Here is a 24,008-nt window from a genome sequence, read left to right as displayed (position 1 = left end):
CGAAGATCATTGCCTTCGATGAGGAGGCGCGGCGCGGCCTGGAGCGCGGCATGAACCAGCTGGCCGACGCCGTGAAGGTCACGCTTGGTCCGAAGGGCCGTAACGTCGTTCTGGAGAAGAAGTGGGGCGTACCCACGATCACCAACGACGGTGTCTCCATCGCCAAGGAGATCGAGCTCGAGGACCCGTACGAGAAGATCGGCGCCGAGCTCGTCAAGGAAGTCGCGAAGAAGACCAACGACGTCGCGGGTGACGGCACGACCACCGCGACGATCCTGGCCCAGGCGCTGGTCCGTGAGGGCCTGCGCAACGTGGCCGCGGGTGCGAACCCGCTGAGCCTGAAGAAGGGCATCGAGGTCGCTGTCGAGAGTGTCTCCGAGGAGCTCTCGAAGCAGGCCAAGGAGGTCGAGACCAAGGAGCAGATCGCCTCGACCGCGTCGATCTCCGCGGGTGACCCGGCGATCGGTGCCCTGATCGCCGAGGCGCTCGACAAGGTCGGCAAGGAAGGCGTCGTCACTGTCGAGGAGAGCAACACCTTCGGGTTGGAGCTTGAGCTCACCGAGGGTATGCGCTTCGACAAGGGCTACATCTCGCCGTACTTCGTCACGGACGCCGACCGTCAGGAGGCCGTCCTCGACGACCCGTACATCCTGATCGTCAACAGCAAGATCTCGGCGGTCAAGGACCTGCTCCCGTTGCTGGAGAAGGTCATGCAGGCGAGCAAGCCGCTGGCGATCATCGCTGAGGACGTCGAGGGTGAGGCGCTGGCGACCCTGGTGGTCAACAAGATCCGTGGCACGTTCAAGAGCGTCGCGGTGAAGGCCCCCGGTTTCGGTGACCGCCGTAAGGCGATGCTTGGTGACATCGCGATCCTGACCGGTGGCCAGGTGATCTCCGAGGATGTCGGCCTCAAGCTCGAGGGCACCACCGTCGATCTGCTGGGCAAGGCCCGCAAGGTCGTCGTCACCAAGGACGAGACGACCATCGTCGAGGGCGCTGGCGACACCGACCAGATCTCGGGCCGGGTCAGCCAGATCCGCAACGAGATCGAGAAGTCAGACTCGGACTACGACCGCGAGAAGCTGCAGGAGCGGCTGGCCAAGCTCGCCGGCGGCGTCGCCGTCGTCAAGGTGGGCGCGGCGACCGAGGTCGAGCTCAAGGAGAAGAAGCACCGGATCGAGGACGCCGTCTCGAACGCGAAGGCGGCCGTCGAGGAGGGCATCGTCGCCGGCGGTGGCGTCGCCCTGCTCCAGGCCTCGATCAGTGCCTTCGACAAGTTGGACCTCAGCGGCGACGAGCTCACCGGCGCGAACATCGTCAAGCTCGCGCTCGAGGCGCCGATCAAGCAGATCGCCTTCAACAGCGGTCTCGAGGGCGGCGTCGTGGTCGACAAGGTGCGCAACCTGCCGATCGGCCACGGCCTCAACGCGGCCACCGGCGAGTACGTCGACATGCTGGCCACCGGCATCATCGACCCGGCCAAGGTGACCCGCTCGGCGCTGCAGAACGCCGCGTCGATCGCCGGTCTCTTCCTCACCACCGAGGCCGTCATCGCCGACAAGCCCGAGAAGAACGCCGCCCCGGCCATGCCGGGCGGCGGCGGCGAGATGGACTTCTGACGACGGGCTAACCATGCTCGTTGACCTCCGGTCAACTTCGCCGGAGGTCGTCAGAAGATATCTGCTCCGGGGGGGCGACCCCCGGACCCCCGATGTCGCGCTTCGCGCGACGAGGGGTCGGGCTCCCGCCGGGCGGATGCCTCTGACGCGGAAGTTCACAGCAGGACAGCACGTAGGAGGGGCGGTCCCGGGAGGGGCCGCCCCTTCGTGTCTGCTCCGCTCGAAAACCGGTCGACCACAAGAAGTGATCGGGCGCGGGATGTCGCGCGGCCGGCATGGCCTTTGCGACTGGCCAGTGCAAGGCTTGGCGCATGTCGCAGAATTCCCCCACGCCGGGCTGGTACCAGGACCCGTCAGGTGCGCCGGGTCTCCGGTGGTGGGACGGCACCCAGTGGACGACGCACACGCAGCCAGCACCACAGGGCCAGCCGACGCCACCGCACCAGGCGCAGCCGCAGCCCGGCCAGCAAGCGCCGGGTGGGTCCCAGGCCGGCCCATACGCACCCCAGGCTCCTCAGGCACAGCCCCAGCAGCAGCCTGGCGGCTACCCGCCGGGGCCCGGCCAGTCGGGGCCGGGATGGCAGCAAGGGCCCGGGCAGCAGGGGCCTGTTCCGGGGCAGCAGGGGCAGTGGGGGATGGCTCAGGGCGGTCCGGGCGCGCCAGGTGGGTACGCGCCGGCGCCGGTGCAGACGGCCTACACGCCGGACAAGGTCCAGCAGCAGGTCCAGCAGCAGGCCGGGGTCGCTCCGGCCGGCCCGGGCGGAGGCTCGATCTTCTCCGAGCCGGTGCTGGTCGTGAACCAGAAGACCCAGCTCATCGAGGTCACCAACCAGTACGCCGTCTTCGACCAGCAGGGCCGCCAGATCGCCTCGGTGGTCGAGGTCGGGCAGAGCACGGCGAAGAAGGTCGCCCGGGTACTCACGTCGCTCGACCAGTACATGACCCACAAGCTGGAGGTGCGCGACCCGGGCGGCATGGTCCAGCTGGTGCTCACCCGCCCGGCGAAGCTGCTCAAGTCGCGGGTCGTCGTCACCCGGCCCGACGGCTCCGAGATCGGGCAGATCGTCCAGCAGAACGCGATCGGGAAGATCCGGTTCGGCCTGATGGTCGGCGAGCACCAGATCGGCATGATCAAGGCGGAGAACTGGCGTGCCTGGAACTTCGCCATCGTCGACCACAACGACGTCGAGGTCGCCCGGATCACCAAGACCTGGGAGGGGGTGCTGCGCACGATGTTCACGACGGCCGACAACTACGTCGTGCAGATCCACCACCGCCTCGCGGACCCGCTGCTCAGCCTGGTCATCGCCTCGGCCCTGACCGTCGACACCGCGCTCAAGCAGGACTCCCGCGGCTGGAACTAGCGCCGCCACGAGCGTTCGCCCGGCAGCACTCGACTGATTGATCACCACCGGCGTGTCGTCGTGGTCGCGGATCCGACCAGATCCCGACCACAGCGACACCCACAGCGATCATGAATGATCGTGAGTGGGGCGGACGCCTGCTGACGCGGTGCCAGGTGAGTGGTCCGAGCGAGCAGGCAAGACGGCCAGGGCCCGGAAGATCCGGTTGAACCGGAAGATCCGGTTGACCGCCGGTTGCGGGGGGCTGAGGGAGACTCGCGCGGCGGATGCCCACAGCGGGCCGATTGGTTGAAGGTCGCGCGACAGTTGAAGGTCGCGCGACAATAGACGAAACTCGCGCGGCCGGAGGCCCACGGCGGGTCGAAGGCCCGACTTCGGTCAACAACCTCTTAGACAGACGGGCGGGCGGGCGACAGGATGGCCGCGTGATGCAGCAGGCAGTCACACAGGCACGCAAGCACCTTCCCACGGTGATCCTGCCCGCCCCGCCGGTGACGGTGGCCGCGCTGGAGGCGGCCGAGGCTGACGACGGGCGGGTGGAACTCCTCGACGGGCTGTGCGTGCTGCGCCCATGGCCGACACCGCTGCGCACCCGCGTCATCCAGCGGCTCGCCGAGCGGCTCGCCGACGCCGCCCCCTCAGGCGCGTACGTCTACCCGCACGGCGTGAGCATCGAGGTCTCCGCGCGCACGCTGCTCGCCCCGGACATCATCGTCGGCCCAGCCCCCACCCTGGTGTCGGTCCCGTCCCCCACGCCCGTGCCAGGGCCAGGGCCAGGGCTGACGGCCGTGGCGCCGGCGCAGGGCGCCAGCGGGCAGGCGCCCGCGGGCGCAGTCGCGAGGAGCCGGATCGGCGATCTGCCGTTCCTCGTCGTCGAGGTGGCCGACGAGAGCACTCGCCGCTACGACCGGACCCTCAAGCTGGACGTCTACCGGGAACGCGGGATCCCGTCCTGCTGGCTGGTCGACCCGGACCCGGCCGCGGCCACCGCCACCGTCGAGGTGTACGACCTCATCGACGGCGCCTACGTCCGCACCGGCGAGGTCCGCGGCACCGCCCCGCTGACCGTGAGCCGCCCGTTCCCAGTCACGATCGTCCCCGCCGACCTGATCGACCCCCCCGAGTGACCCACGCCCGCAGGGACATCCCATGGGGTACGGCATCAAGCCGCCGGTGGTCGCGATGTCGTTCTGGCGAGCAATGTACGCAACCCAGCCACCGATGGTGACGGCGCATCAGCGCAGCACCCGGGGTCCCTGCCGGATCGACGGACGGGGTCCCTGCCGGATCGGCGAAGCCGATCTGGGAGGTCGTGATCTGGGAGGTCTGCCAGCCACCTCGTCAGCCCGGAGCCAGCCTTACCACCGCCATATGCCAGGACCCGGAACCACGTGGGGAGGGCGCTCAGCGCCCGCGGACCTCCCAGATTGGCTCCGCGAGCTCCGCCAATCCGGCAGGAACCCCGGGCGCTGCCCGGTTGCGGGCGCGGAGCGTCCGGCAACGGGAGCGCCTTAGGCGATGTCGGCGGCGTCGACGATGGTGTAGGCGTAGCCCTGCTCGGCCAGGAAGCGCTGGCGATGGGCGGCGTACTCCTGGTCGAGGGTGTCGCGGGAGACGACCGTGTAGAAGTGCGCGGAGCGGCCGTCGACCTTGGGGCGCAGCACGCGGCCGAGGCGTTGCGCCTCCTCCTGGCGGGAGCCGAACGTGCCGCTGACCTGGATCGCGACGCCCGCCTCCGGCAGGTCGATCGAGACGTTCGCGACCTTGGAGACGACCAGTGTGGTGATCTCGCCGGTCCGGAACGCCTCGAACAGCCGCTCCCGCTCCTTCGTCCGGGTGCTGCCCTGGATGACGGGTGCGTCGAGGTTGCGCCCGAGCGTCTCCAGCTGGTCGAGGTAGGCCCCGATGACGAGCACCCGGTCGTCGGAGTGCTTCCGGACCAGCCGCTCGACCACACCGTGCTTGGACAGCGCCGTCGCGCACATCTTGTAACGCTCGTCGGGCTCGGCGACGGCGTAGGACATCCGTTCGTCCTCGGTGAGGGTCACCCGCACCTCGGTGCATTCCGCCGGCGCGATCCAGCCCTGCGCCTCGATCTCACGCCAGGGCGCGTCGTACCGCTTCGGGCCGATCAGGGAGAACACGTCGCCCTCGCGGCCGTCCTCGCGCACCAGCGTCGCCGTCAGGCCGAGCCGCCGCCTCGACTGGATGTCGGCGGTCATCCGGAACACCGGGGCGGGCAGCAGGTGAACCTCGTCGTAGAGGATGAGACCCCAGTCGCGGGCGCCGAACAGGTCGAGGTGCAGGTATTCGCCACCGCGACGCGCGGTCATGACCTGGTAGGTGGCGATCGTGACCGGCCGGACCTCTTTGCGCTCCCCGGAGTACTCGCCGATCTCGTCCTCGGTCAGCGACGTGCGCCGCAGCAGCTCGCTGCGCCACTGCCGGCCGGCGACCGTGTTGGTGACGAGGATCAGGGTGGTGCTGCTCGCCCTCGCCATCGCCGCGGCGCCGACGATCGTCTTGCCCGCGCCGCTGGGCAGCACGATCACGCCCGAGCCGCCCTCCCAGAAGCCCGCGACGGCGCCCTTCTGGTAGTCGCGCAGCTGCCAACCTTCCTCACGCAGCTCGATCGCGTGGGCCTCGCCGTCGACGTAGCCGGCCAGGTCGTCGGCCGGCCAGCCGAGCTTGAGCAGCGCCTGCTTGAGCCGGCCCCGCTCGGACGGGTGGACGATGACCGTGTCGTCGTCAACCTTCGCCCCGAGCATCGGCGCGATCCGTTTAGCCCGGGTGACCTCGACCAGCACCGCCCGGTCGATGGCACGCAGCACCAGGCCGTGTACCGGATCGTTCTCCAGGCGCAGCCGGCCGTAGCGGTCCATCGTGTCGGCCACGTCGACTAGCAGTGCGTGCGGCACGGCATAGCGGGAGTAGGTGACCAGCGCGTCGACGACCTGCTCGGCGTCGTGCCCGGCGGCACGGGCGTTCCACAACGCGAGCGGGGTGATCCGATAGGTGTGGACGTGCTCGGGCGAGCGCTCCAGCTCGGCGAACGGCGCGATCCCCGCCCGCGCCTGGGTCGCGAGCGGGTGGTCGACCTCCAGCAGCAGCGTCTTGTCCGACTGGACAATGAGCGGCCCGTCAGCCATATGCTTCCCCACAGATCTGCCAGTGCAGTGGTCCCTGCCCGCCCGTACGTTCCGCCGTCATCCGAACTCGGCAGGCAGATCTGCGGGGACCCCTCGCCTGAACAAACGTCAAAGACGTCATTGGACTTGCGGCCGGGCCTCGGAAAGGCACGCCGACGGGCACGCCGCAGGCTGGGCTGGGCTGGCAAGCATGAGGTCGACGTTACCCGCTCCCGACAACTCGACCGCACGCACACCCTGCGAGGTCGAGGTCGAGAGGCTGGCCACGCACCGAGGGGCGCCCGAGTCCGCGGTGACGCGGCGGTCATGCCCTAGCCTTACGACGTCCAGCCGAAGGCCGCGCGATCGTGGCGAAGCCCGGCGCGACCAGAGGCCGAGATCCATGTCCCGGCCGAAGACCGCGATCGTGGCTAAGCCCCGCGCGGCCGGCGGCCGAGATCCATACCAGCGGACGCCAGCGGAACGGCTGCGTCCTTGACATCGGGAGCCCGCCATCGCTCGCCGAACCGCCCCAGCACCCAGGACCTCCACCGCGGCGAGCGGCGCCCTCGGCAGCGTGCCCGAGCCGCATGGGCCGCGCCAGCCGTGCCCATGCGGCTCGGGCCGCCGTTACAAGGCCTGCCACGGCGCCAGGACGCGTCCCGCGCCGGTGCTGCGGCCGTTCGTCGGCCGCGCTGACGAGCCGGACCTGGTCGCGCTGCGAGAACTGGTGCCCAGCGCGACCGCGCCGGTGGCCCTGCACCCCGACCACCTCGCCAAGCACCCCGAGCACGCCGGCCGCAAGATCACTATCGGCACGATGCTGCCGCAGGCGGCGCCGGCGCTGGTCCGTGACACCGGCGAGATCCTGCTGGCCACCCAGACCCTCACCCCCGGCCTCGACGCGTCCGCCGACATCGCGGGCGCGCTGCTGGCGGCGCTCGCCGCGGAGCCAGGCACCGTCGTCGACGACGGTCCGGTCTCGGCGCTGGCCGCCGTGGAACGCCTGCCGCAGGGGCTCGCCGGCCTTCCCCGCCTTGTCGACCTGCTCGCCCCGGCCCCGCTGGAGGTCACCGTGCACCCCGGCTTCGGCTGGTGGCTGCCGCCGGCCGAGGACGACTCCCCCGGCCTGTCCAGCGAGGTGCAGGCCAGTCTCGAACGGGCGAACGCCACGGTCGTGCCCACCGCCCGGCTGAGCTCCGTCGAAGCCGCCTACTGGACCCAGCCCGGCGACAAGCGCCACCTGCGCTGGGTGCTGCCATTCCCGGCCGAGGAAGACGGCGGGGCCGGCCTGGCGAGAGCCGGAGCCGAGGAGCAGCTGCTCGACGCGCTCGCCCGGCTCGCCGCCGCCGGCGCGTTGACCGTCGGAGACGGGTCGCGTTTCGTCGGCTCGTTCCGGGCCGACGGGCTGGTCGTCCCGGTCTGGGACCTCGCGCCGGACGCCGACGCGGACAGCTGCGAGGAACCTGCGGCTGCGCTGCGCGCCGCGCTGGACGGCGTGCTGGCCGACCGCCGCCCGCTGACAGGCGAGGAGCGCCGCGTCCGCGCCGGCGTCGTCGGCCGCACCCTGACGCTGCGCTGAGCGCCGTGGTCCCTTGCCGGGGGACGCGAGGATGATGGCGGCGATACCGCCGATGCCGCCGCGACCGAGACGAGGCCACTCCTGATGCCGGACCGTGCCTGATGGCGGACTTCGACGTCGTCGTGATCGGGGCCGGGCCGGCAGGGGCCGCGGCCGCGCGGGTCGCCGCGGCGGCGGGAGCCCGCGTCTGTCTGCTCGAACGCGCCGTGCTGCCGCGTTACAAGACCTGCGGCGGCGGGCTCGTCGGGATGTCCCGCGACCAGATCGCCGCCGCCGGGCTCGACTGGGCCGGCCTCGCGCGCGCCCAGGTCGACGCGCTCACGATGACGCTCGACGGCCGGCTGAAGGTCACCCGGCGCCGCCGCGACGGCCAGCCGATCCTCGCGATGGTGATGCGCCCCGAGTTCGACGCCGCCCTGGTCGACGCGGCCAAGGCGGCGGGCGCCGAGGTGCGGACCGCGACCACGGTCACCGAGGTGCGCGACGCCGGCGCGGACGGGGTCGCGGTGGCGGTGCGCGGCGGGCCCGACCTGGTCGCCTCGGTCGTCGTCGGCGCGGACGGGACGTCCTCGCGCGCGGCCAGCTACGTCGGGGTGCGCTGCGACCAGGTGGACGTGGGCCTGGAAGGCGAGTTCCGGGTGCCGTCCTACCTCGCCGCCCGGTGGGAGCGGCGGATGTTGCTGGACTGGGGCCCGGTGCCCGGTTCATACGGCTGGGTGTTCCCGAAGTTTCGCCGGACAGGGGCCGCCGGAGGTGCGAAGGAAGAGCATTTTCGCACCTCCTTTGGCCCGGAGGGCGACGTCCTGACCGTCGGCGTGATCGGGTCGCGCGACGAGGGCCCCGCGCTGCGCGCCTACTACGAGAAGTTCGTCGCCTCGCTGGGCATCGCGGACCTGCCCCGCCAGCACGACTCCGGACACCTCACCCGGGTGCGCGCCGGCGACTCACCGGTGCGCCGCGGCCGGGTGCTGGTCGCCGGGGACGCCGCCGGCCTGCTCGACCCGTGGACGCGGGAGGGCATCTCGTTCGCGCTGCGCTCCGGCCGGCTCGCGGGCGCGGCGGCGGCCGCGGCGGCGGGCGGCGACCCGGCCGCGCTGGGCACCTACCCGGAGCGGGTCGAGGCCGTGTTCGGCTCAGAACTCGCCGCAGGCCGGGTACTGCTCGGGCTGTACAGCCGCCGGCCGGACCTGATGCACACGATGATGTCGGCCGGCCCAGGTGCGTTCGGCCTGTTCACCCGGATCATCGACGGCCGCTCGACGATCGCCCGCCAGCTGCGCCGCCCCGGCGTCACCGCCACCGTCGCGGCCCTGTCGCGCTAGGGCCAAGGCCACGCGAGACCCGACGCGCGCCGCGCGGGACCTACCAGCATGGCTCGGGCGGTCAGTGGTCGTCGGCGGAGCGCAGCGCTGTGTGTAGCGAGGCTGGGGTCAGGTAGCCGGCGAGGCTGCCGGGGCCGTCGCCGTTCCCGTCGTCGTAGACGGGCAGCCGCGCGTCGGCACGCGCCAGGAGAGCGGTGAGCGCCTCTGAGAGCGTCGCTCCGACGACGATGGGCTGCTCCGGGCGATACGCCGCCGACCCGCCCGCGACCCCGGGGCCGGATCCGCCGGCTACAGCGGCGGCGGACGTGGGAGCCGCCGTGGTCTCCGCGGGCACGGCGCCCGCCGGTTGCGCGGCGCGCGCACCGGCCGCGGGCGGCTCGAGGGCTTCGCGGCGCAGCGGGATGACATCCAGGCGACGCAGGGTGCGTTCGGCGCCGGTGAAGTCGGCGACGAACGGGGTCGCCGGCCGCGCCAGGATCCGAGCGGGGGTGTCGATCTGCTCCAGGCTCCCGCCTTCGGGGCCCGCGCGGAGGACCGCGACCCGGTCGGCGAGCCGGATCGCCTCGTCGATGTCGTGCGTGACGAAGACGATCGTCTTGCTGATCTCCCGGCGCAGCCGGGCGAACTCGTCCTGGAGGCGTGCGCGGGCGATCGGGTCGATGGCGGAGAACGGCTCGTCCATCAGCAGCACCGGCGGGTCGGCGGCGAGCGCCCTGGCGACCCCGACCCGCTGCTGCTGCCCGCCGGACAGCTCATGCGGATAGCGGTCGCCGACGACCGCCGGGTCGAGCCCGACCAGTTCCAGCAGCTCGTCGGCGCGCGCCCGGGTCCTGGCCCGGTTCCAGCGCAGCAGCCTGGGCACGCAGCCCACGTTCGCCCGGACCGTCAGGTGCGGGAACAGGCCCACCTGCTGGATCACGTAGCCGACCCGGCGGCGCAGTTTCACCGGGTCTAGCGCGCGCACGTCCTCGCCGGCGAGCAGGATCCGCCCGGCGGTCGACTCCACCAGCCGGTTGATCATTTTCATGGTCGTGGTCTTGCCGCACCCGGACGGCCCGACCAGACAGACCAGCTCGCCGTCGCCGATCTCGAACGACAGATCCGCGACCGCGACCGTTCCATCCGGGTAGGTCTTCCCTACCCCCTCCAGTACGATCATCGGCTCGGCAGCCGGCACGCGGCCCGCTCCTCAATCCGTGAGGTCGGCGACGGGATCCGCCGACCGCGACGGGACTCGCCCAGACGGGATACGCCCAAGGGAAACAGGCAGTGGCGACGCCGGCCATCCGCTCATTCCGGGCAGGACAGCGGGTATTCGCACCCAGCCGGTCGGATAGCGTGCGGGCATGGCGTCGGCGGGTGGGAACTGCCTCACGCGCAACGAGTGGATCTGCGGCCGGTACCTGAGTACCAGGTCCGACGAGATCCTCGCGGCGCTACGCGAGCACATCGACCTCACGGTCACCTCGGTCGCGCTCGGGGTCGCGGTGGCGGTACCCCTCGTGCTCGTCGCGCGCCGCTGGCGGCCCGCGGTCGGCGTAGTCGGCGGTGCCACCAGCATCCTGTACACGATCCCCTCGCTGGCCTTCTTCGCGCTGTTGCTGCCGGTGTCCGGGCTGTCCACGACGACGGTACGCACCGGCCTGGTGATCTACACGCTCGTCATCCTCTTCCGCGGCTTCATCGCGGGCCTCGACGGGGTCCCGCCGGACGTCCTGGAGTCCGCGCGCGGGATGGGCTACGGCTCGGTGCGGCTGCTGCTCACCGTCGAGCTGCCGCTGGCGCTGCCCGCGATCGTCACCGCGCTGCGGGTCGCCACCGTCTCCACGGTCGCGCTGGTGACGGTAGGCGCGACGATCGGCCACGGCGGCCTCGGCAATCTGATCTACGACGGCCTCGGCAGCACGTTCAGGGCCGAGGTGCTCACCGCCTCGGTCCTGTGCCTGGCGCTCGCCGTGGTCGCGGACCTGCTGCTCGTCGGGCTGGAACGGCTCGTCACCCCGTGGCGGCGGGCGCGCGGCACCCGGCGGCCGGCCGGCGCGGCCACCGCGGCCAAGGCGGCCGCCGCGACGTCCACCGAGGCGCACTCGTGAGCACGGTCGCCGACGCCACCCGCTGGCTGACCGACGGTGCGCACTGGTCCGGCGACGACGGGATCCCGGCGCGCCTCGGCGAGCACCTGATCCTCACGGGAGCGTCGGTCGGGATCGCCGCGGCCGTCGCGTTGCCGGTCGGGATCTGGCTGGGCCACCGTGGGCGAGGCGGGGCACTCGCCGTCAACATCTCGGGCGCGCTGCGCGCGGTGCCGACGTTCGCCGTGCTGGTGCTGCTGGCCATCGGCCCGCTTGGCATCGGTGACCGGACGACGATCGTCGCGCTGGTCATCTTCGCGGTCGCCCCGCTGGTGGCGAACAGCTACGTCGGCGTGCGTGAGGTGGACGCCGGCGCGCGCGAGGCGGCCCGCGGCATGGGCATGTCCGGCTGGCAGCTGCTCACCCGGGTGGAGCTGCCGCTCGCGCTGCCCCTGATCATGCTGGGTGTCCGGCTCGCGGCGGTGCAGGTGGTGGCGACGGCGACCATCGCCGCGCTCATCGGCGGCGGCGGGCTGGGCCGCTTCGTCGTCGACGGCCTCGCCCAGCACGACCAGCCGCAGGTGCTGGGCGGCGCCGTCCTCGTCGCCGTGCTGGCTCTCAGCATGGACGGCCTGCTGCTCGGGCTCACCCGCCTGCTCGCCCCGGCCGGTGCCACCACCCGCCGGGGAGCGAGTCGACGCGGGCATGCCCGCCCGGCCGGCTCCACCGTGAGGTCGGTGACGAACTCGGTGACGAACTCGGTCGCGGGCCCCGCTGTCGGGCCGGCGCCGGCGACCAGGCGTCCGGATCAGCCGTAGGGGCGCCAGCGCACGGTCCGGTCGCCGGTACGCAGGCTCTGGAGGCGGACCCGGAACTGCGCGGCGGCGGTCGGGTTGCTGGAGAGGATCGGCAGCACGCTGGTGACCAGTTTCAGCTCGCGGACGGCCCGCAGCACCGGCCAGCCGTCCCACCGAGTGACGTCCACGCCGTAGGCCGCGGCGAGCTGGGTGTGCGAGCCGGGCGGGTAGGCGAACCGTGTCGCGCCGACGGCCAGGGGGATGAGGTCCCACTCGGCTGGGCCGATGCTCACCGAGTCGAAATCACAGAGCACCACCTGCCCGTCCGGTCGCCTGATGAGGTTGCCGAGATGGGCGTCCCCGTGGATCACCGCGGTCGGCAGCTGGTAGCGGACGGTCCGCAGGCCGGCCTCGACCCGGCCGACCAGCTCTTCGAGGAACACCCGGTCGGCGGCCGGCAGCGCCTCCGCGTCGGACATCCGCCGCCGGACGTCGTCGAGCGGATCCCACCGGGGCAGCGCCGGCCTGGGCGGCGCCAGGGCGTGCAGGCCGCGCAGCGCGGCGCCGAGCTCGGCGGCCGTGGGTGCCGGCGGGGCGCCAGGACCCGCGTCGACCCAGATCGTGGCCTGTGCGCCCCCCGCCGCCACCGGCGCCGGCACCGCCGGCAGCAGCCGGACCGCCGGCACGCCCTCGTCCTCGAGCCAACGGGCGACCTGGACGACCTTGGGTATCCGGTGCGTCATCGCCGCCGAGGTGGCGACACGTACCACGGCGCCGGCCCGCGGCAACCGGTAGACGGAGTTGACGGTGAGCTTGAGCGCGACCGCGTCGGTGTCGTCCAGCCCGGCCACGGCGCAGATCGCCGAGAGGGCCCGGCGGGATGCCTCGGCGGTGAACCGGCCGTCGGCGCCCGGTAACTCGGGATCCCGCTCGGAAGCAGGCGAGTCACCTCGCTCGTCACCCGGTCCGCCCGCCTGCGTTCCCCCCCGGGAACCGCCCGTCAGCCGTTCACTTCCGGGAGCGCCCGAACGGGCATGCCAGGTCCACCGGCCGCCGTGGCGGCACCCGGCGGGCCGTTGCCCGGCCGCTGCTCGGACGCCGAGCGCTGCCATTCGCGGACCAGGGTGGCCAGCTCACGCACCTCCGGCACCTCACCGTGTACGCGGGTCGCCGCCAGCACCTGGTCGGCGCGGCCGGACACCGAGGCGACCGTGCGGCCCCAGGAGATCTGGATCGCCTCGCTGGCCAGCGAGCACACTCGCTCGAGCTCGAGCCGCCCCGCCCTGGCGAGAGCCAGCGACAGGTCGAGGCGGATCACCGAGCGGAAGCCCGGGGCGTCCATCCCGTCCAGCTTCGGCAGCGCCAGCTCGGCATGCTCCTCGGCGGCTCGCGGCCGCCCGAGCAGGCACAGCGCCGTTGTCGCGTTGTACGCGACCTCCACCGGGTTGAACTCGTCGAAGCTTGGGCCGGGCCGTCCCCAGCGGTCCGGCGGGATCTCGTCGGCGAGGTCGTAGGCGTGGTCCAGCGCGCGGGCGGCGCCCTGGACGTCGCCCAGGCCGGCGAGCGCCCTCGCCTCCTGGCAGACCAGCCGGGCGCGCACGGGCCCGCCCGTGGCGTGGCGCTGTCCGTCCCTGGCCAGCCGCAGCGCCTCGTCGGGCCGGCCGTCGTAGAACTCGGCGACGGCGCCGACCTCACGAGCCGAACCGCACAGCTGTCCGTCGCCGGCGGCGAGCCCGGCGGCGTACCCCTGGGCGGTGAGCGCCCGGGCGGCGGTGACGTTGCCCTGCTTGAAGGCGGCGTCGGCGCGCAGCACCGCGACGCGGCCCGCCACCACCCGCAGCCGCTTCCACTGGCCGTCGGCCATCCGGCGGCGAGCCAGCCGCTCCAAGCCGCGGTGCAGCCGCGCGGTCTGGGCGAGGACGTGCGTAGGCGGGATCACCTCGTGCGCGCCGAGCGCCTGGCCGAGGAGGTGCTCGGCCCGATCGAGGGCCAGTTGGACGGGACTGGCGGCGAGCATGCCGGATACCTCCAGGATCTGGCCCTCGAGAAGCAACGCGCCCATGGCCACGCCGACGGCCATCCGATGGAACTGACGGCGATCTGAGGACCCTGTATCGGAATCGTCCTCGCCGCGAGGCGTCGCGACGGCCTCCGACGTGGTCTCACGTGTGGTCTCCGCCGGCGGGTGAGCGGGCGTCCCCTGACGGGGGTCGGTCGTGGGCGCCGGTCGCGGCGCGCTCTCGGCCGGCTGGGATCGCCGACCGCCGGTCAGGCCCGGGTAGTCCCCCGGATGGTCGTCAGGAGACCGCCGGGCGACCGGGATGACCGCCTGCCCGGTGGGGCCTGGCGACGCGGGCCAGCGGGTCGCGCCATCGAGGCCGGCTCCGCCGGCCGCGGCGGGCGCGACGGCACCGTCACGCCCGTCGCGCATGTCGTGCCCGTCGCCGGTGTCGGCCGATGCCGACGGCGCGGCCGCGTCGGCGGCATCGTTCCCAGGGTCCTGGGGCAGTCCACCCGTGGCTTGCGGCATCGGGTGTCCCTCCTGTGAAAGGCCGAATCGCCGATGAACCGGCCGTATGGACTAAAATCGGGCTACTTTTGGGACCTTCGACCCTAGCGAAGAGACTAGATCGCCTTTGTGGCAGCGCATACCTGCTCCCGAGAGGGCCCACGGTCGGACCACGCGCGGCGCGGCCCGGCCGGCCCGACCGCCTCGTGATGCCACCCACGCCATCCCGAGCCATACGGGCCTCGCCGCCCCGCGGAGGCGCGGCCTTGCCTACGGACAGTCAGGAATACTCGCGACGACAGCCGCCGCGGCATCCCCTTCCGGCAGATCGTACGAGCGTCCCTGGACCAGCCTCGCGACCTGTCGATGCCGGACTTGTCCGGCATGGTCCCGACTTGTGACCCGGCAAGGCCGCGTGTGCCCAAGCGGATCCCGTCAGCGAGCCGTTGGCATCCTTCGCATGAATCTGACTACTGAAGGTTATGGGCACGGCCTCTCGGTGGCCGTCGCGGGGCGGCGCGCCCGTTCGGTGCGCCCGATGGCCAGGGCCTGCGCCGCACGCCACAGGCCTCCCAGATCCCGGACGGCGGTGGCCGGCATCACGTCCTCAGCCGCCACCTGGCGGCCGGCGAACCCCGTCTGGCCGAGGGGGTTCTCGGTAGCCTCGGGAGCATGTCGGCTCGTGGGGACGCGGTGAGCTCCGGCCGGGAGCCGGTAGCCACGGACCCACTGGTCGCGCCCCGCCGGTTCACGGATCTCGCCGACCCCGCGGCCGACGCGGCCCTCACCCACACCACCGGGTTCGCGGACCGGGCAGCGCTGGCCGCCCACCTGGAGGTGCTGGCCTTCCGCGGCTGGCCGGCATTACGTACCCAGACGCTCGACGGCTGGGTGCTGCGGGACTCCGCCGGCGCCACCCGCCGCGGCAACTCGGTCTGGACATGCGGCGACGTCGCCGACGCGGCGGCGGCCATCGCCGAGGCCGAACGGTTCTACGCGCGCGCCGGCCGCCCATCGACCTTCCAGCTCACGCCCGTATCGCGGCCCGAAGGGCTGGGCGTCGCGTTGGACACGGCCGGCTACGACGACGACAGCGGCCCGACCGATGTGTGCGTCGCGGACCTGGCCGTCCTCATCGCGGGCGTCGCGGGCATCGCCGAGTACGCGGCCGGCCGGACGCGACCGGGCACGGCCGTCCGGACCTGGCAGGATGACGCGCCGGACGAGAGCTGGCTGGACGTCGGCGCCGCCGGCGGGATGTCGATGTTCGGCCCGTACCGGCCGGCGAGCGTCGCGATCCTGTCCCAGATCACCCTGCCCGTGGTCTACGTCACCGCGGCGCTGGACGGCAGACCGGTCGGGGTGGGCCGAGGCGTCGTCGACGGCGAGTGGCTCGGCATCTACAGCATGGCGACACTGCCGGCCGCGCGCGGCCGAGGCGCGGCTACCGCGGTGCTCGCGGCGCTCGCGCGGTGGTCGGCGGCGCTCGGCGCGCGGCGCGCCTACCTGCAGGTGGAGGAGCGCAGTGCCGCGGCGCGCCGGCTCTACGCCGCCCTCGGCTTCCTCCCGGTCTACCGCTACACCTACCGCCGGCGCCCGGCCGCGCCGATGAGGCCCGCATGACCGGCGCGGAGCGCGATCCGGCCCCCACCGCGGACCTCATGGCGCGGCTGCTCGTGCCGGGGCCGACCCGGGTCATGGGCGTCGTGAACGTCACCCCCGACTCGTTCTCGGACGGCGGCACCTACGCCGACCCGGTCGAGGCCGTGCGTGCCGGGCTGCGGATGGTCGCGGACGGCGCCGACCTGGTCGACGTGGGCGGGGAGTCGACCCGGCCGGGCGCGGCCCGCGTCGACGTGGCGGAGGAGTGCCGCCGGGTGCTGCCGGTGGTCGCCGCGCTCGCCGCCGCCGGGGCCGCGGTCAGCGTCGACACCACCAGGGCGGCCGTCGCCGAGGCGGCGCTAGACGCCGGGGCGGTGCTCGTCAACGACGTGTCCGCGGCGGCCGAGCCCGACCTGCTCGCGCTCGTCGCCGAGCGAAGGGCGTACTACGTGCTCATGCACGCCCGGGGAGCGAGCGTGGACATGGCCAAGCGGGCGTACTACGGGGACGTCGTCGCCGACGTGGTCACCGAGCTCGCCGAGCGCCTGGCCGCCGTGCTCGACGCGGGCGTGCGCCGGGAACGCGTGATCATCGATCCGGGCATCGGGTTCGCCAAGCGCTTCGAGCACAACTGGGCGCTGCTGGCCCATCTCGACGCCGTCGCGGCCCTGGGCCGGCCGCTGCTGGTCGGCACGTCCCGCAAGTCCTTTCTCGGCGCCGTGCTCGCGGCGCCCGACGGCGCGGCGCGCCCGGTGGAGCAACGCGAGGACGCCACCCAGGCGACCACCGCGCTGCTGGCCTACCAGGGCGTGTGGGGCGTGCGGGTACACACAGTGCGGCCGGCGGTGGACGCGGTCCGGGTCGTCGGCGCCTGGCGGGCCGCGGAACGTGACGGTTCGTTTGGCGCCTGACGGCCGAAGGCGTCCGCTCGGGCGAGCCTCCAGCCTCCACTGGCTCACCCGAGGTTCCCGCCGGACCGGCTGCCGCGCGAGGTAGGCGCCAAGTGGACGGGCCGGTGGCCGGACCTCTCCTGGCCGATCGGCGGGGAAGGAAGCGTGGTAGGCATGAGCACGGCCCGCGAGACGTTGAGAGGTGGAGTCCGTGGGCGGGCCGGCGCCCACGGCTTCCGGGTCGGCTTCCGGACCTCCCCGATTGGCTTCGCCGGTCGAGCAGGAACCCCGGATCAGGAAGGAACCCGGGTGCCGACGGCCCTCCAGGCGTGACGCGCACGCCGGGCGCGGGAGGTAGATCAGAGCGGACCGACGAGACAGGTCGGGCCGCAGCGGCGGCACGGGAGCCGGCGACGAGCCGGCGGGAGGCAGGATGGTGGTGCGACGGTGGTGACGGCGCGCGCGGATCAGGCGAACCCGGAGTGGGCGATGGGTCAGCGGCCGGCATGGGCGCTGCCCGCTGACCGGATCGCGCTGACCGGGCTGCGGGTGCGCGGCTGGCATGGTGTCCTCCCGGCCGAGCGTGAGCTCGGCCAGGAGTTCGTCGTCGACGTGACCCTGTGGCTCGACACGGCACCCGCCGCCGCCAGTGACGACGTGACACTCACCGTGCACTACGGCGAACTGGCCGAGGCGCTGGCCCGCGTCGTCGCCGGTGAGCCCGTGGACCTGCTCGAGACGCTCGCGGCCCGGCTCGCGGACGTCTGCCTCGCCGACCCGCGGGTGGAGCGGGCCGAGGTGACCGTCCACAAGCCGGCCGCGCCCATCCCCGTCCCGTTCGGCGACGTCGCGGTCTCCGTCGTCCGGGACCGCCCGTGACCGGTGCTGGGCCGAACGACCCGGCCCGGCCGGAGGTGGAACCCGGGCCGGCCGCGGCGAGTGGACCAGCCGTCCTGGCGCTCGGCTCGAACCTCGGCGATCGAGAGGCGACGCTGCGCGCCGCCGTCGCCCTGCTCGACAAGCGGCTCGGGGTGCTCGCCGTGTCACCGGTCTACGAGACCGTGCCCGTCGGTGGGCCACCGCAGGACGACTACCTCAACGCGGTGCTGCTCGCCGGGGCGGCGTCCCCGCGGGAGCTGCTCGCGGCGGCGCGGGAGGCCGAGCAGGCGGCCGACAGAGTCAGGACCGTGCGCTGGGGGCCGCGCACCCTGGACGTCGACGTGATCGCCTGCGGTCCGGTGGTCAGCGACGATCCGGAGATTCTCCTGCCGCATCCGAGGGCCCACCTGCGTGCGTTCGTCTGCGTGCCGTGGCTGGACGTCGCTCCCGACGCGGCGGTACCCGGCCACGGGCGGGTCGCCGACCTGGTCGCCGGCCTCGCCGCGACCGGGGAGACCGCGGGCCTGCGCCGCACAGCCGTGAACCTCGGCGAGGGCCTCGCGCTCGGATGAGACGTACCCATGGTTCCCGCGCCAGCCGGCCGAGCGGGGCGGCGCGTCTTCGGGGACGGCGCGGATGAGGCCGACGCGGGCACGCGACCTCGTCGGCGCCGCCGTGGTCGCCGGTGTGCTGGCCTACCTGCTGCTGGTCTGGACCTACCGGTCGCTGCCGCAGCTGCCGCGCACCGGCCCGCTGTCGGTGTTCATCGTCGCCCTGCTGGAGGTGCAGACGGCGAGCATCACCCGCCGCAGGCTCGCCGGCAGGCCCGGTACCAAACCCATCATGCCGATCACCGTCGCCCGGCTCGCCGTCCTCGCCAAGGCCAGCTCACTCACCGCCGCGGTCATGGCCGGAGGGTGGGCCGCGCTGCTCGGTTACACCGCGTCCAGGACCGACGAGTTCGGCACCGCCAGCGCCGACCTGGTCACAGCGGGCCTAGGTCTTGGCTCCGCGCTCAGCCTTGTCGCCGCGGCGCTGCTCCTCGAGCACGTCTGCCGCGTCCGCCACCGATAGTCACCACGCACCCCGCCGTCCGGACCAGAACTCGGCCACTTACGCTATGCACTGACTGTGACCGATACGGCCCTGCTCGCCGCGTGCCGCCGAGGTCCGCGCGCGCATGTGGCACCGCCGCCAGGTCGCCGCTTCAGATCGCCGCTTCAGATCGCCGCTGTCACCCGGGCAGGCGGTACGCGTGGACCCAGGAGGTTCCCGCCGTGGTCATCAAGGTCGAGGGGGCTCGGGGCGACAGTTGGGACGACTGGTCGGGTGACGACTGGTCCGACGACCGCCGGGCCGCCGGCCACGCGCCGACGGCCGACCACGCCGCCGGCGGCCGCCGTGGGGACCCGTGGGATGAGCCGCCGCCCTCCTCGCCGGCGGTGCCAGACGCGGCGAACGGCTGGTATGGCTCCCCCAACTGGGACGTGTCCGTCGGCGAAGCTGACGGCGGGTTCGAGCGGCCGCCGTACGCGCCGCCCGGGGAGGACGGGCGCCCGCCGCCCGCCGCCCGGTCCCCACACGCCGACTACCCCGGCCACACCGACTACACCGACTACACGGCCCATGGCGACCATGTCGAGCGCACCGACCGGATCTTGCTTCCCGGCCGCGGGCGCCCCCGCCAGCCCGAGGGCGATGAGTTCCGTGGCGCGGCTGACCGCGACGGCTGGCCCGACCACGGGCGCCAGGCCACCCGGGATGCTCGCGGCGACCAGTCCGACCAGTCCGGCTACGGCGGCCGTGGCGGCCGAACCGACGGGTCCACCTGGGACGAGCCTGACGGGAGCGGCGGGACCGGACGGACCGGCGGCACTGGCCGAGCCGGACGAGCTGGCGCGACCAGCCGAACCGAAGCCGCCCACGCCCGCCGCCACGACCGTTCTGAAAGAACCGGGCGAGCCGAGCATGAGGGAACCGGACGGACGGCCGGGACCGGACGAACCGGCGCGACCGGCCGAACCGAAGCCACTCACGCCGACCGCCCGGATCGCTCCGACCGCTCCGACCGCTCCGGGCGTCGTGACAGGACCGGGCGAGCCGAGCGCGAGGGAATCGGGCGGGCGGGACGGGCTGGCGCAACCGGCCGGACCGAAGCCGCTCGGGCCGACCCGGCCGGCGGAACCAGCCGGACCGGACGGACCGGCGGCGCTGGAGGTCCGAGCCGGCCTCGCCGGGCCGACCGCGACGGCCGGGCCGCCCGAGCGAGTGGCGGGGCAGGCGCGCCGGACAACGGGCTGGACGCGGTCAGCGCCACCAACCTCAATCTTTCGATCCGCGGCGACCTCGCCCCGGCGAGGCCGGCCCGTTCGGGCCGTGCGCCGTCGAGCGCGGCCTCGCTCGACGATGCCGAGGCCACCGGCTGGCGGCCCGGAACGGGAGACATGCCGGCCCGGCGGCCCCGGCGCCCGCCTCCCGAGCACCGGCCGATCGCCAGGACGGTGAAGACACTCGTGCTGGTCGGCGTCGCGTCCGTCGGCGTCTCCCTGGGCCGCCAGCTCGCGCTGCCGGGCGACGCGAGCCTGCAGATCCGGATCTCCGACTGGGCCAGGGACCACCGCCTCGGGTTCATCGTCGAGGCGGGTTTCTGACGCGGGCCGTCAGCCCGTGCCGCAGGCCGGGCCGCTGACGACGGGCTTCGACGAGAGCGGCCCGCGGGCCCCACGCCGACGCGCGCCGACGGTCCATAAGGACGCTGGGCTACCGTCGGAGCGTGTCATCGGCGGTCAGGCAGGACGATGAGGAGCCGGCCACGCTCGCGGCGTGGCTGCGCGCCCGCTCTGACGACGAGCTGACCAGGCTGTTCGAGCTACGCCCCGACCTCGCCACCCCGCCACCCCCTGACTTCGACATCCTCGCCGCGCGCCTGGAGATCCGGGTCAGCGTGCTGCGCGCGCTGGACACCCTTGACGCGTTCACCCTCGAGGTCGGCGCCATCCTGACGCTGCTGCCCGCCCCGGTCTCCATTCGGCGGCTGGCCGTGCTCTGCGGTGGCCTCGACGTCGGGCCGTCGGTCGCCGCGCTGCGTGCCCGTGGCCTGCTCTGGGGCCCCGCCGACGCGCTGCGGCTGGTCGCGACGGCGGGCGACGTGCTCGGAGACCGGCCGCTGGGCCTCGGCCGGCCAGCGCGGGACTGCCTGGCCACCTACCGCCCCCCGCAGCTCGCCCGCCTCGCCGCCGCCCTCGGCGTGCCCTCGGGGTCTGACGGCGACGGCCGCGACCGCGGCGCGGCCCGGTCGTCCGAGTCCCGCGGGCCGCTCGTCGCCGCGATCAGCGCCCGGCTCTCGGATGCCGACCTGGTGCGCCGGCTCGCCGCCGAGTGCTCTCCCGCGGCCGGGCGCATCCTGGACCGGCTGGCGCAGGGGCCGGCGCGGGGCGCCACCGCCGACGCGGGCCGCCTGCTCACAGTCTCCGCCGCGCGCACCCCCGTCGAGGAGCTGCTCGCCCGTGGCCTGCTCGTCGGTGTCGAAGCCGAAGAGGTGGAGATGCCCCGCGAGGTCGGGCTGGCCCTGCGCGGCGACACGCCCACCGGGACGCTGCACCCGCATCCGCCCGCCCTGACCGGACGTACCGTCGCCCCGGCCTCCGTCGACCCGGCGGCCGCGCTCGCCGCCGACACGATGGTCCGCCACGTCGCCACCCTGCTGGACGGGTGGGGAACGACGCCGGTGGTCCCGCTGCGCACCGGCGGGCTCAGCGTGCGCGACCTGCGGGCCGTCGCCAAGCTGCTGGACATCCCCGAGCCGGTCGCCGCATTCGTCGTGGAGCTGGCCTCGGCCGCCGGGCTGGTCGACGCCACCGCCGGCGTCGACGTGCGGATCATGCCGACGACCGCGTTCGACAGGTGGAGCGTCGACCTGCCGGCGCATCGGTGGGCGATGCTGGTCGATGGCTGGGTCAGGTCGGCCGCGGTCGCCTCGCTGGTGGGGGAACGGGACGAGCGCGGCCGGCAGATCTCGGCATTGTCGGTCGACGTGCGCCGGGGTGCCGCCGTCACGACCCGCCTGGAGGTGCTGGTGGCGCTGGCGGCCGCGCCGGACGGCGTGGCGCCCGCCCCGGAGTCGGTGCGCGCGCTGCTGGCCTGGCGCGCGCCGAGACGCGGCGGGCCGCTGCTGGACCGGATGGTCGACGCGACCATCCGGGAGGCGGAGCTGCTCGGGCTGACCGGCCGCGGCGTCCCGGCGACGACCGGCCGGCTGCTAGCCGAGCTGCTCACCCCCGCGCGCCCGCCGCTGCCGGGCGGAGCCGGCGGCGCGGCCGGCTCGATCGCGCCTGGTGGCGCGAGCCCGTCGGGGCCGCCGGGGTCGCTCGCCGACGCGCTCGCGGACGCGCTCGCGCCGCTGCTGCCCGAGCCGGTCGAGGAGCTGCTGCTGCAGGCCGACCTGACCGCCGTCGCGCCCGGCCCGCTGGTGCCCCAGGTCGCGGCGGAGCTGGCCCAGCTGGCCGACATCGAGTCGACGGGCGCCGCGACCGTCTACCGGTTCTCGGAGGCGTCGCTGCGCCGTGCGTTCGACGCCGGCCGTGCACCGGCCGACATCCACGACCTGCTCGCCCGGCTCGGCCGGGGCGGCGTGCCGCAGGCGCTCGCCTACCTGGTCGACGACACCGCCCGTCGGCATGGCCGCCTGCGCTCCGGCCCGGCGGAGTCCTACCTGCGCTGCGACGACCCGGTGCTGCTCTCCGAGGTGATGGTCTCCCGGCGCACCCAGGCTCTCGGGCTACGCCGGATCGCCCCCACCGTCGTGATCTCCCGGCTGCAGGTCTCCGACCTGCTGGACGGCCTGCGCGCCGCCGGGTTCGCCCCGGCGGCCGAGGGCCCGGACGGACGGGTCGTCGTCAGCCGGCCAGAGGCGCACCGGACACCGGCACGAGCCCGCGCCGCGGCGGCCGACCCGGCCGCGGTACGCCGCGGCCAGCTGCGCGACGCGGTGCGGCTCGTGCGCCGCGGCGACGAGAACGCGCGGGCACTGCGGCTCGCCGGTGTCGGCCCGGGGGGCACGGGAGGAAGCCAGGTGGACGGCCTGGTCCGGGCCGCGCCGATGATCCTGGTCCGGCTGCAGGCCGCGGTCCGCGACCGGCGCCGGGTGGTGCTCGGCTACGTCGACCAGCAGGGGACGCCGAGCGACCGGATCGTGCGGCCGACCGCGCTCGACGGCGGTTGGCTGACCGCCTGGGACGAGAACAGCGGCGCCCCTCGCCGCTTCGTCCTGCATCGCGTGACCGCCGTCGCCGACGTCGCCGACCCTTTCGCCTTTCCCGACGCCACGGGCTGACCACCACATGCCGCCTCAGCAAGGTGGCCTGCGGATCGTGGACGAGCAGATCTCGGACGCGCTCGCGGCCACGGTTCGGCGTCGCCCAGTCCTACCGACCTGGCCGACCCCCACCGCAAGCCGCCGCTGTCTCAGTCCGGATGCGCCGGGTGGCCCGGGTAGCTGTCCGACAGGGCGTACCGCAGCAGGACGATGTCGTCGATCCTGGTGACCTCGGCGAGACGGGCGGGGCTGACCGGGTTCCACGGGAAGGCGCCGCCGTGGACGAAGCGAGGGGCGCGCGGGTCGCCGACGAAGAACGGCGCGATCGCGAGCTGCAGCTCGTCGGCGAACCCCGCTGTCAGGAACTGGGTGTGGACGGTGCCGCCGCCCTCCACCATGAGCCTTCCGACACCCCTGGACGCCAGGTCGTCGAGCATCCGGCCCAGGTCGGCTGGCTCGCCGACGTCGACGATCTCGGCGACCGCGCTGACGCGGTCCCGTGTCTTCTCCAGTGCGGATGTAGTCGCATAGACGACCTTCGGGGCATCTCCGGCCGTGAAGAACAGGGCCTCGGGGTCGAGGTCGCCACGACCGGTGAGAGTTGCCTTCAAGGGGTTCACGGGCCGGCCACGCCGGGCCCGGGCGTCGCGGCGGGCCTGGGAGCGAACGAGCAGCTTCGGGTTGTCCGCCCGGATGGTGCCCGCGCCGATGAGGATCGCGTCGCATCCGGCCCGCGCCTCGTCCACCCGGTCGAAGTCGGCCTCGTTGGACAGCCGCAACCTGCGCTCACTCGCGTCGTCGATGTACCCGTCGATCGACGCGGCGCAGCTCAACAGCACATACGGCCGGCCGCTCACCCGCGCGTTCCCCATGTCCGCACGCTACGCGGGCCCTGAGCCCTGGCCGCCCGGCCCTGGTGCCCGGCCCCGG

The 24,008-nt window shown here is 73.8% G+C and carries 19 protein-coding genes and 1 pseudogene; 15 read left to right on the top strand and 5 right to left on the bottom strand.

Translation table 11 applies throughout. From position 1 onward, the window contains the following. From groL to QOZ89_RS39105, 4 genes and pseudogenes are all read left to right on the top strand, one after another. Positions 1–1,619: chaperonin GroEL (groL, locus tag QOZ89_RS39120; RefSeq protein ID WP_312629119.1), on the top strand; the 1,619-nt coding region annotated here is incomplete at its 5' end. Between the two features lie 275 nt (positions 1,620–1,894). Then, a pseudogene (locus tag QOZ89_RS48460) lies at positions 1,895–2,038 on the top strand (DUF2510 domain-containing protein); the annotation flags it as partial. 216 nt (positions 2,039–2,254) lie between these two features. Beyond that, a complete protein-coding gene (locus tag QOZ89_RS39110; protein WP_312629123.1) occupies positions 2,255–2,983 on the top strand; it encodes an LURP-one-related/scramblase family protein in 729 nt (242 codons plus the stop codon). A 428-nt stretch (positions 2,984–3,411) separates the two neighbouring features. Further along, positions 3,412–4,110, top strand: a complete 699-nt coding sequence (locus tag QOZ89_RS39105) for a Uma2 family endonuclease (protein WP_083419823.1) — start codon at positions 3,412–3,414, stop codon at positions 4,108–4,110. A gap of 384 nt (positions 4,111–4,494) precedes the next feature. On the opposite strand, the gene QOZ89_RS39100 is transcribed toward QOZ89_RS39105, so the two are convergent. Beyond that, complete coding sequence (locus tag QOZ89_RS39100) at positions 4,495–6,132, bottom strand: DNA repair helicase XPB (RefSeq protein ID WP_071053282.1); 1,638 nt, start codon at positions 6,130–6,132, stop codon at positions 4,495–4,497. A 493-nt stretch (positions 6,133–6,625) separates the two neighbouring features. On the opposite strand from QOZ89_RS39100, the gene QOZ89_RS39095 reads away from it, so the two are divergent. Continuing rightward, complete coding sequence (locus tag QOZ89_RS39095) at positions 6,626–7,693, top strand: DUF5926 family protein (protein ID WP_312629122.1); 1,068 nt, start codon at positions 6,626–6,628, stop codon at positions 7,691–7,693. 101 nt (positions 7,694–7,794) lie between these two features. After that, positions 7,795–9,015 carry an FAD-dependent monooxygenase gene (locus QOZ89_RS39090; RefSeq protein ID WP_071053284.1) on the top strand — a complete coding sequence of 407 codons (1,221 nt, stop codon included), beginning with the start codon at positions 7,795–7,797 and terminating at the stop codon, positions 9,013–9,015. 61 nt (positions 9,016–9,076) lie between these two features. Here QOZ89_RS39090 and QOZ89_RS39085 read toward each other — a convergent pair whose 3' ends face one another. Further along, a complete protein-coding gene (locus QOZ89_RS39085; protein ID WP_198543574.1) occupies positions 9,077–10,192 on the bottom strand; it encodes an ABC transporter ATP-binding protein in 1,116 nt (371 codons plus the stop codon). Between the two features lie 169 nt (positions 10,193–10,361). Here QOZ89_RS39085 and QOZ89_RS39080 point away from each other — a divergent pair, with 169 nt between their 5' ends. Both QOZ89_RS39080 and QOZ89_RS39075 read left to right on the top strand, forming a co-directional pair. Beyond that, complete coding sequence (locus QOZ89_RS39080) at positions 10,362–11,108, top strand: ABC transporter permease (protein ID WP_071053285.1); 747 nt, start codon at positions 10,362–10,364, stop codon at positions 11,106–11,108. Further along, positions 11,105–11,905, top strand: a complete 801-nt coding sequence (locus tag QOZ89_RS39075; protein ID WP_083419876.1) for an ABC transporter permease — start codon at positions 11,105–11,107, stop codon at positions 11,903–11,905. Before QOZ89_RS39080 ends, QOZ89_RS39075 begins: the two co-directional genes overlap by 4 nt. Here QOZ89_RS39075 and QOZ89_RS39070 read toward each other — a convergent pair. Continuing rightward, entirely contained in the window at positions 11,896–12,744 is an 849-nt protein-coding gene (locus tag QOZ89_RS39070) for a phosphotransferase family protein (protein ID WP_274536628.1), read from the bottom strand. The genes QOZ89_RS39075 and QOZ89_RS39070 overlap by 10 nt on opposite strands. A gap of 140 nt (positions 12,745–12,884) precedes the next feature. Beyond that, a complete protein-coding gene (locus QOZ89_RS39065) occupies positions 12,885–14,414 on the bottom strand; it encodes an NsdA family TPR-like regulatory protein (protein ID WP_083419826.1) in 1,530 nt (509 codons plus the stop codon). Positions 14,415–15,065: 651 nt separating this feature from the next. Between QOZ89_RS39065 and QOZ89_RS39060 the strand changes: the two genes are divergently transcribed. The 7 genes from QOZ89_RS39060 to QOZ89_RS39030 all read left to right on the top strand — a co-directional run bounded on the left by QOZ89_RS39060 (position 15,066) and on the right by QOZ89_RS39030 (position 23,096). Further along, positions 15,066–16,016 carry a GNAT family N-acetyltransferase gene (locus QOZ89_RS39060; RefSeq protein WP_071053286.1) on the top strand — a complete coding sequence of 317 codons (951 nt, stop codon included), beginning with the start codon at positions 15,066–15,068 and terminating at the stop codon, positions 16,014–16,016. Continuing rightward, the gene (gene folP / locus QOZ89_RS39055) at positions 16,013–16,906 is read left to right on the top strand and encodes a dihydropteroate synthase (protein ID WP_083419828.1); all 894 of its coding nucleotides are present in this window, start codon (positions 16,013–16,015) and stop codon (positions 16,904–16,906) included. Before QOZ89_RS39060 ends, folP begins: the two co-directional genes overlap by 4 nt. 468 nt (positions 16,907–17,374) lie before the next feature. Continuing rightward, positions 17,375–17,764 (top strand): dihydroneopterin aldolase, encoded by a 390-nt coding sequence (gene folB, locus QOZ89_RS39050; protein WP_071053426.1) that lies wholly within the window; start codon positions 17,375–17,377, stop codon positions 17,762–17,764. Continuing rightward, entirely contained in the window at positions 17,761–18,336 is a 576-nt protein-coding gene (folK, locus tag QOZ89_RS39045; protein WP_083419829.1) for a 2-amino-4-hydroxy-6-hydroxymethyldihydropteridine diphosphokinase, read from the top strand. Before folB ends, folK begins: the two co-directional genes overlap by 4 nt. Before the next feature lie 64 nt (positions 18,337–18,400). After that, entirely contained in the window at positions 18,401–18,838 is a 438-nt protein-coding gene (locus QOZ89_RS39040) for a DUF3180 domain-containing protein (RefSeq protein ID WP_071053287.1), read from the top strand. 203 nt (positions 18,839–19,041) lie between these two features. Continuing rightward, a complete protein-coding gene (locus QOZ89_RS39035; RefSeq protein ID WP_312629105.1) occupies positions 19,042–20,415 on the top strand; it encodes a chromosomal replication initiator protein DnaA in 1,374 nt (457 codons plus the stop codon). Positions 20,416–20,537: 122 nt separating this feature from the next. Beyond that, positions 20,538–23,096, top strand: a complete 2,559-nt coding sequence (locus tag QOZ89_RS39030) for a helicase-associated domain-containing protein (protein ID WP_312629103.1) — start codon at positions 20,538–20,540, stop codon at positions 23,094–23,096. Positions 23,097–23,227: 131 nt separating this feature from the next. Here QOZ89_RS39030 and QOZ89_RS39025 read toward each other — a convergent pair whose 3' ends face one another. Continuing rightward, positions 23,228–23,950 (bottom strand): RibD family protein, encoded by a 723-nt coding sequence (locus tag QOZ89_RS39025; protein ID WP_198543575.1) that lies wholly within the window; start codon positions 23,948–23,950, stop codon positions 23,228–23,230. Between the last annotated feature and the right edge of the window lie 58 nt (positions 23,951–24,008).

Source organism: Pseudofrankia coriaricola, from assembly GCF_032027725.1.
Lineage (GTDB): Bacteria > Actinomycetota > Actinomycetes > Frankiales > Frankiaceae > Pseudofrankia.
Note: the sequence above shows the minus strand (reverse complement) of the source record. Positions and strands in the feature narration are given on the sequence as shown.

Excerpts from the sequence above, each read along its gene's own strand:
- QOZ89_RS39105 (WP_083419823.1), top strand. The coding sequence starts at position 3,412 with ATGCAGCAGGCAGTCACACAGGCACGCAAGCACCTTCCCACGGTGATC.
- folB (WP_071053426.1), top strand. The coding sequence starts at position 17,375 with ATGGGTCAGCGGCCGGCATGGGCGCTGCCCGCTGACCGGATCGCGCTG.
- QOZ89_RS39090 (WP_071053284.1), top strand. The coding sequence starts at position 7,795 with ATGGCGGACTTCGACGTCGTCGTGATCGGGGCCGGGCCGGCAGGGGCC.
- QOZ89_RS39060 (WP_071053286.1), top strand. The coding sequence starts at position 15,066 with ATGTCGGCTCGTGGGGACGCGGTGAGCTCCGGCCGGGAGCCGGTAGCC.
- QOZ89_RS39065 (WP_083419826.1), bottom strand. The coding sequence starts at position 14,414 with ATGCCGCAAGCCACGGGTGGACTGCCCCAGGACCCTGGGAACGATGCC.
- QOZ89_RS39110 (WP_312629123.1), top strand. The coding sequence starts at position 2,255 with ATGGCTCAGGGCGGTCCGGGCGCGCCAGGTGGGTACGCGCCGGCGCCG.
- folP (WP_083419828.1), top strand. The coding sequence starts at position 16,013 with ATGACCGGCGCGGAGCGCGATCCGGCCCCCACCGCGGACCTCATGGCG.
- QOZ89_RS39025 (WP_198543575.1), bottom strand. The coding sequence starts at position 23,950 with ATGGGGAACGCGCGGGTGAGCGGCCGGCCGTATGTGCTGTTGAGCTGC.
- QOZ89_RS39100 (WP_071053282.1), bottom strand. The coding sequence starts at position 6,132 with ATGGCTGACGGGCCGCTCATTGTCCAGTCGGACAAGACGCTGCTGCTG.
- QOZ89_RS39040 (WP_071053287.1), top strand. The coding sequence starts at position 18,401 with ATGAGGCCGACGCGGGCACGCGACCTCGTCGGCGCCGCCGTGGTCGCC.
- QOZ89_RS39080 (WP_071053285.1), top strand. The coding sequence starts at position 10,362 with ATGGCGTCGGCGGGTGGGAACTGCCTCACGCGCAACGAGTGGATCTGC.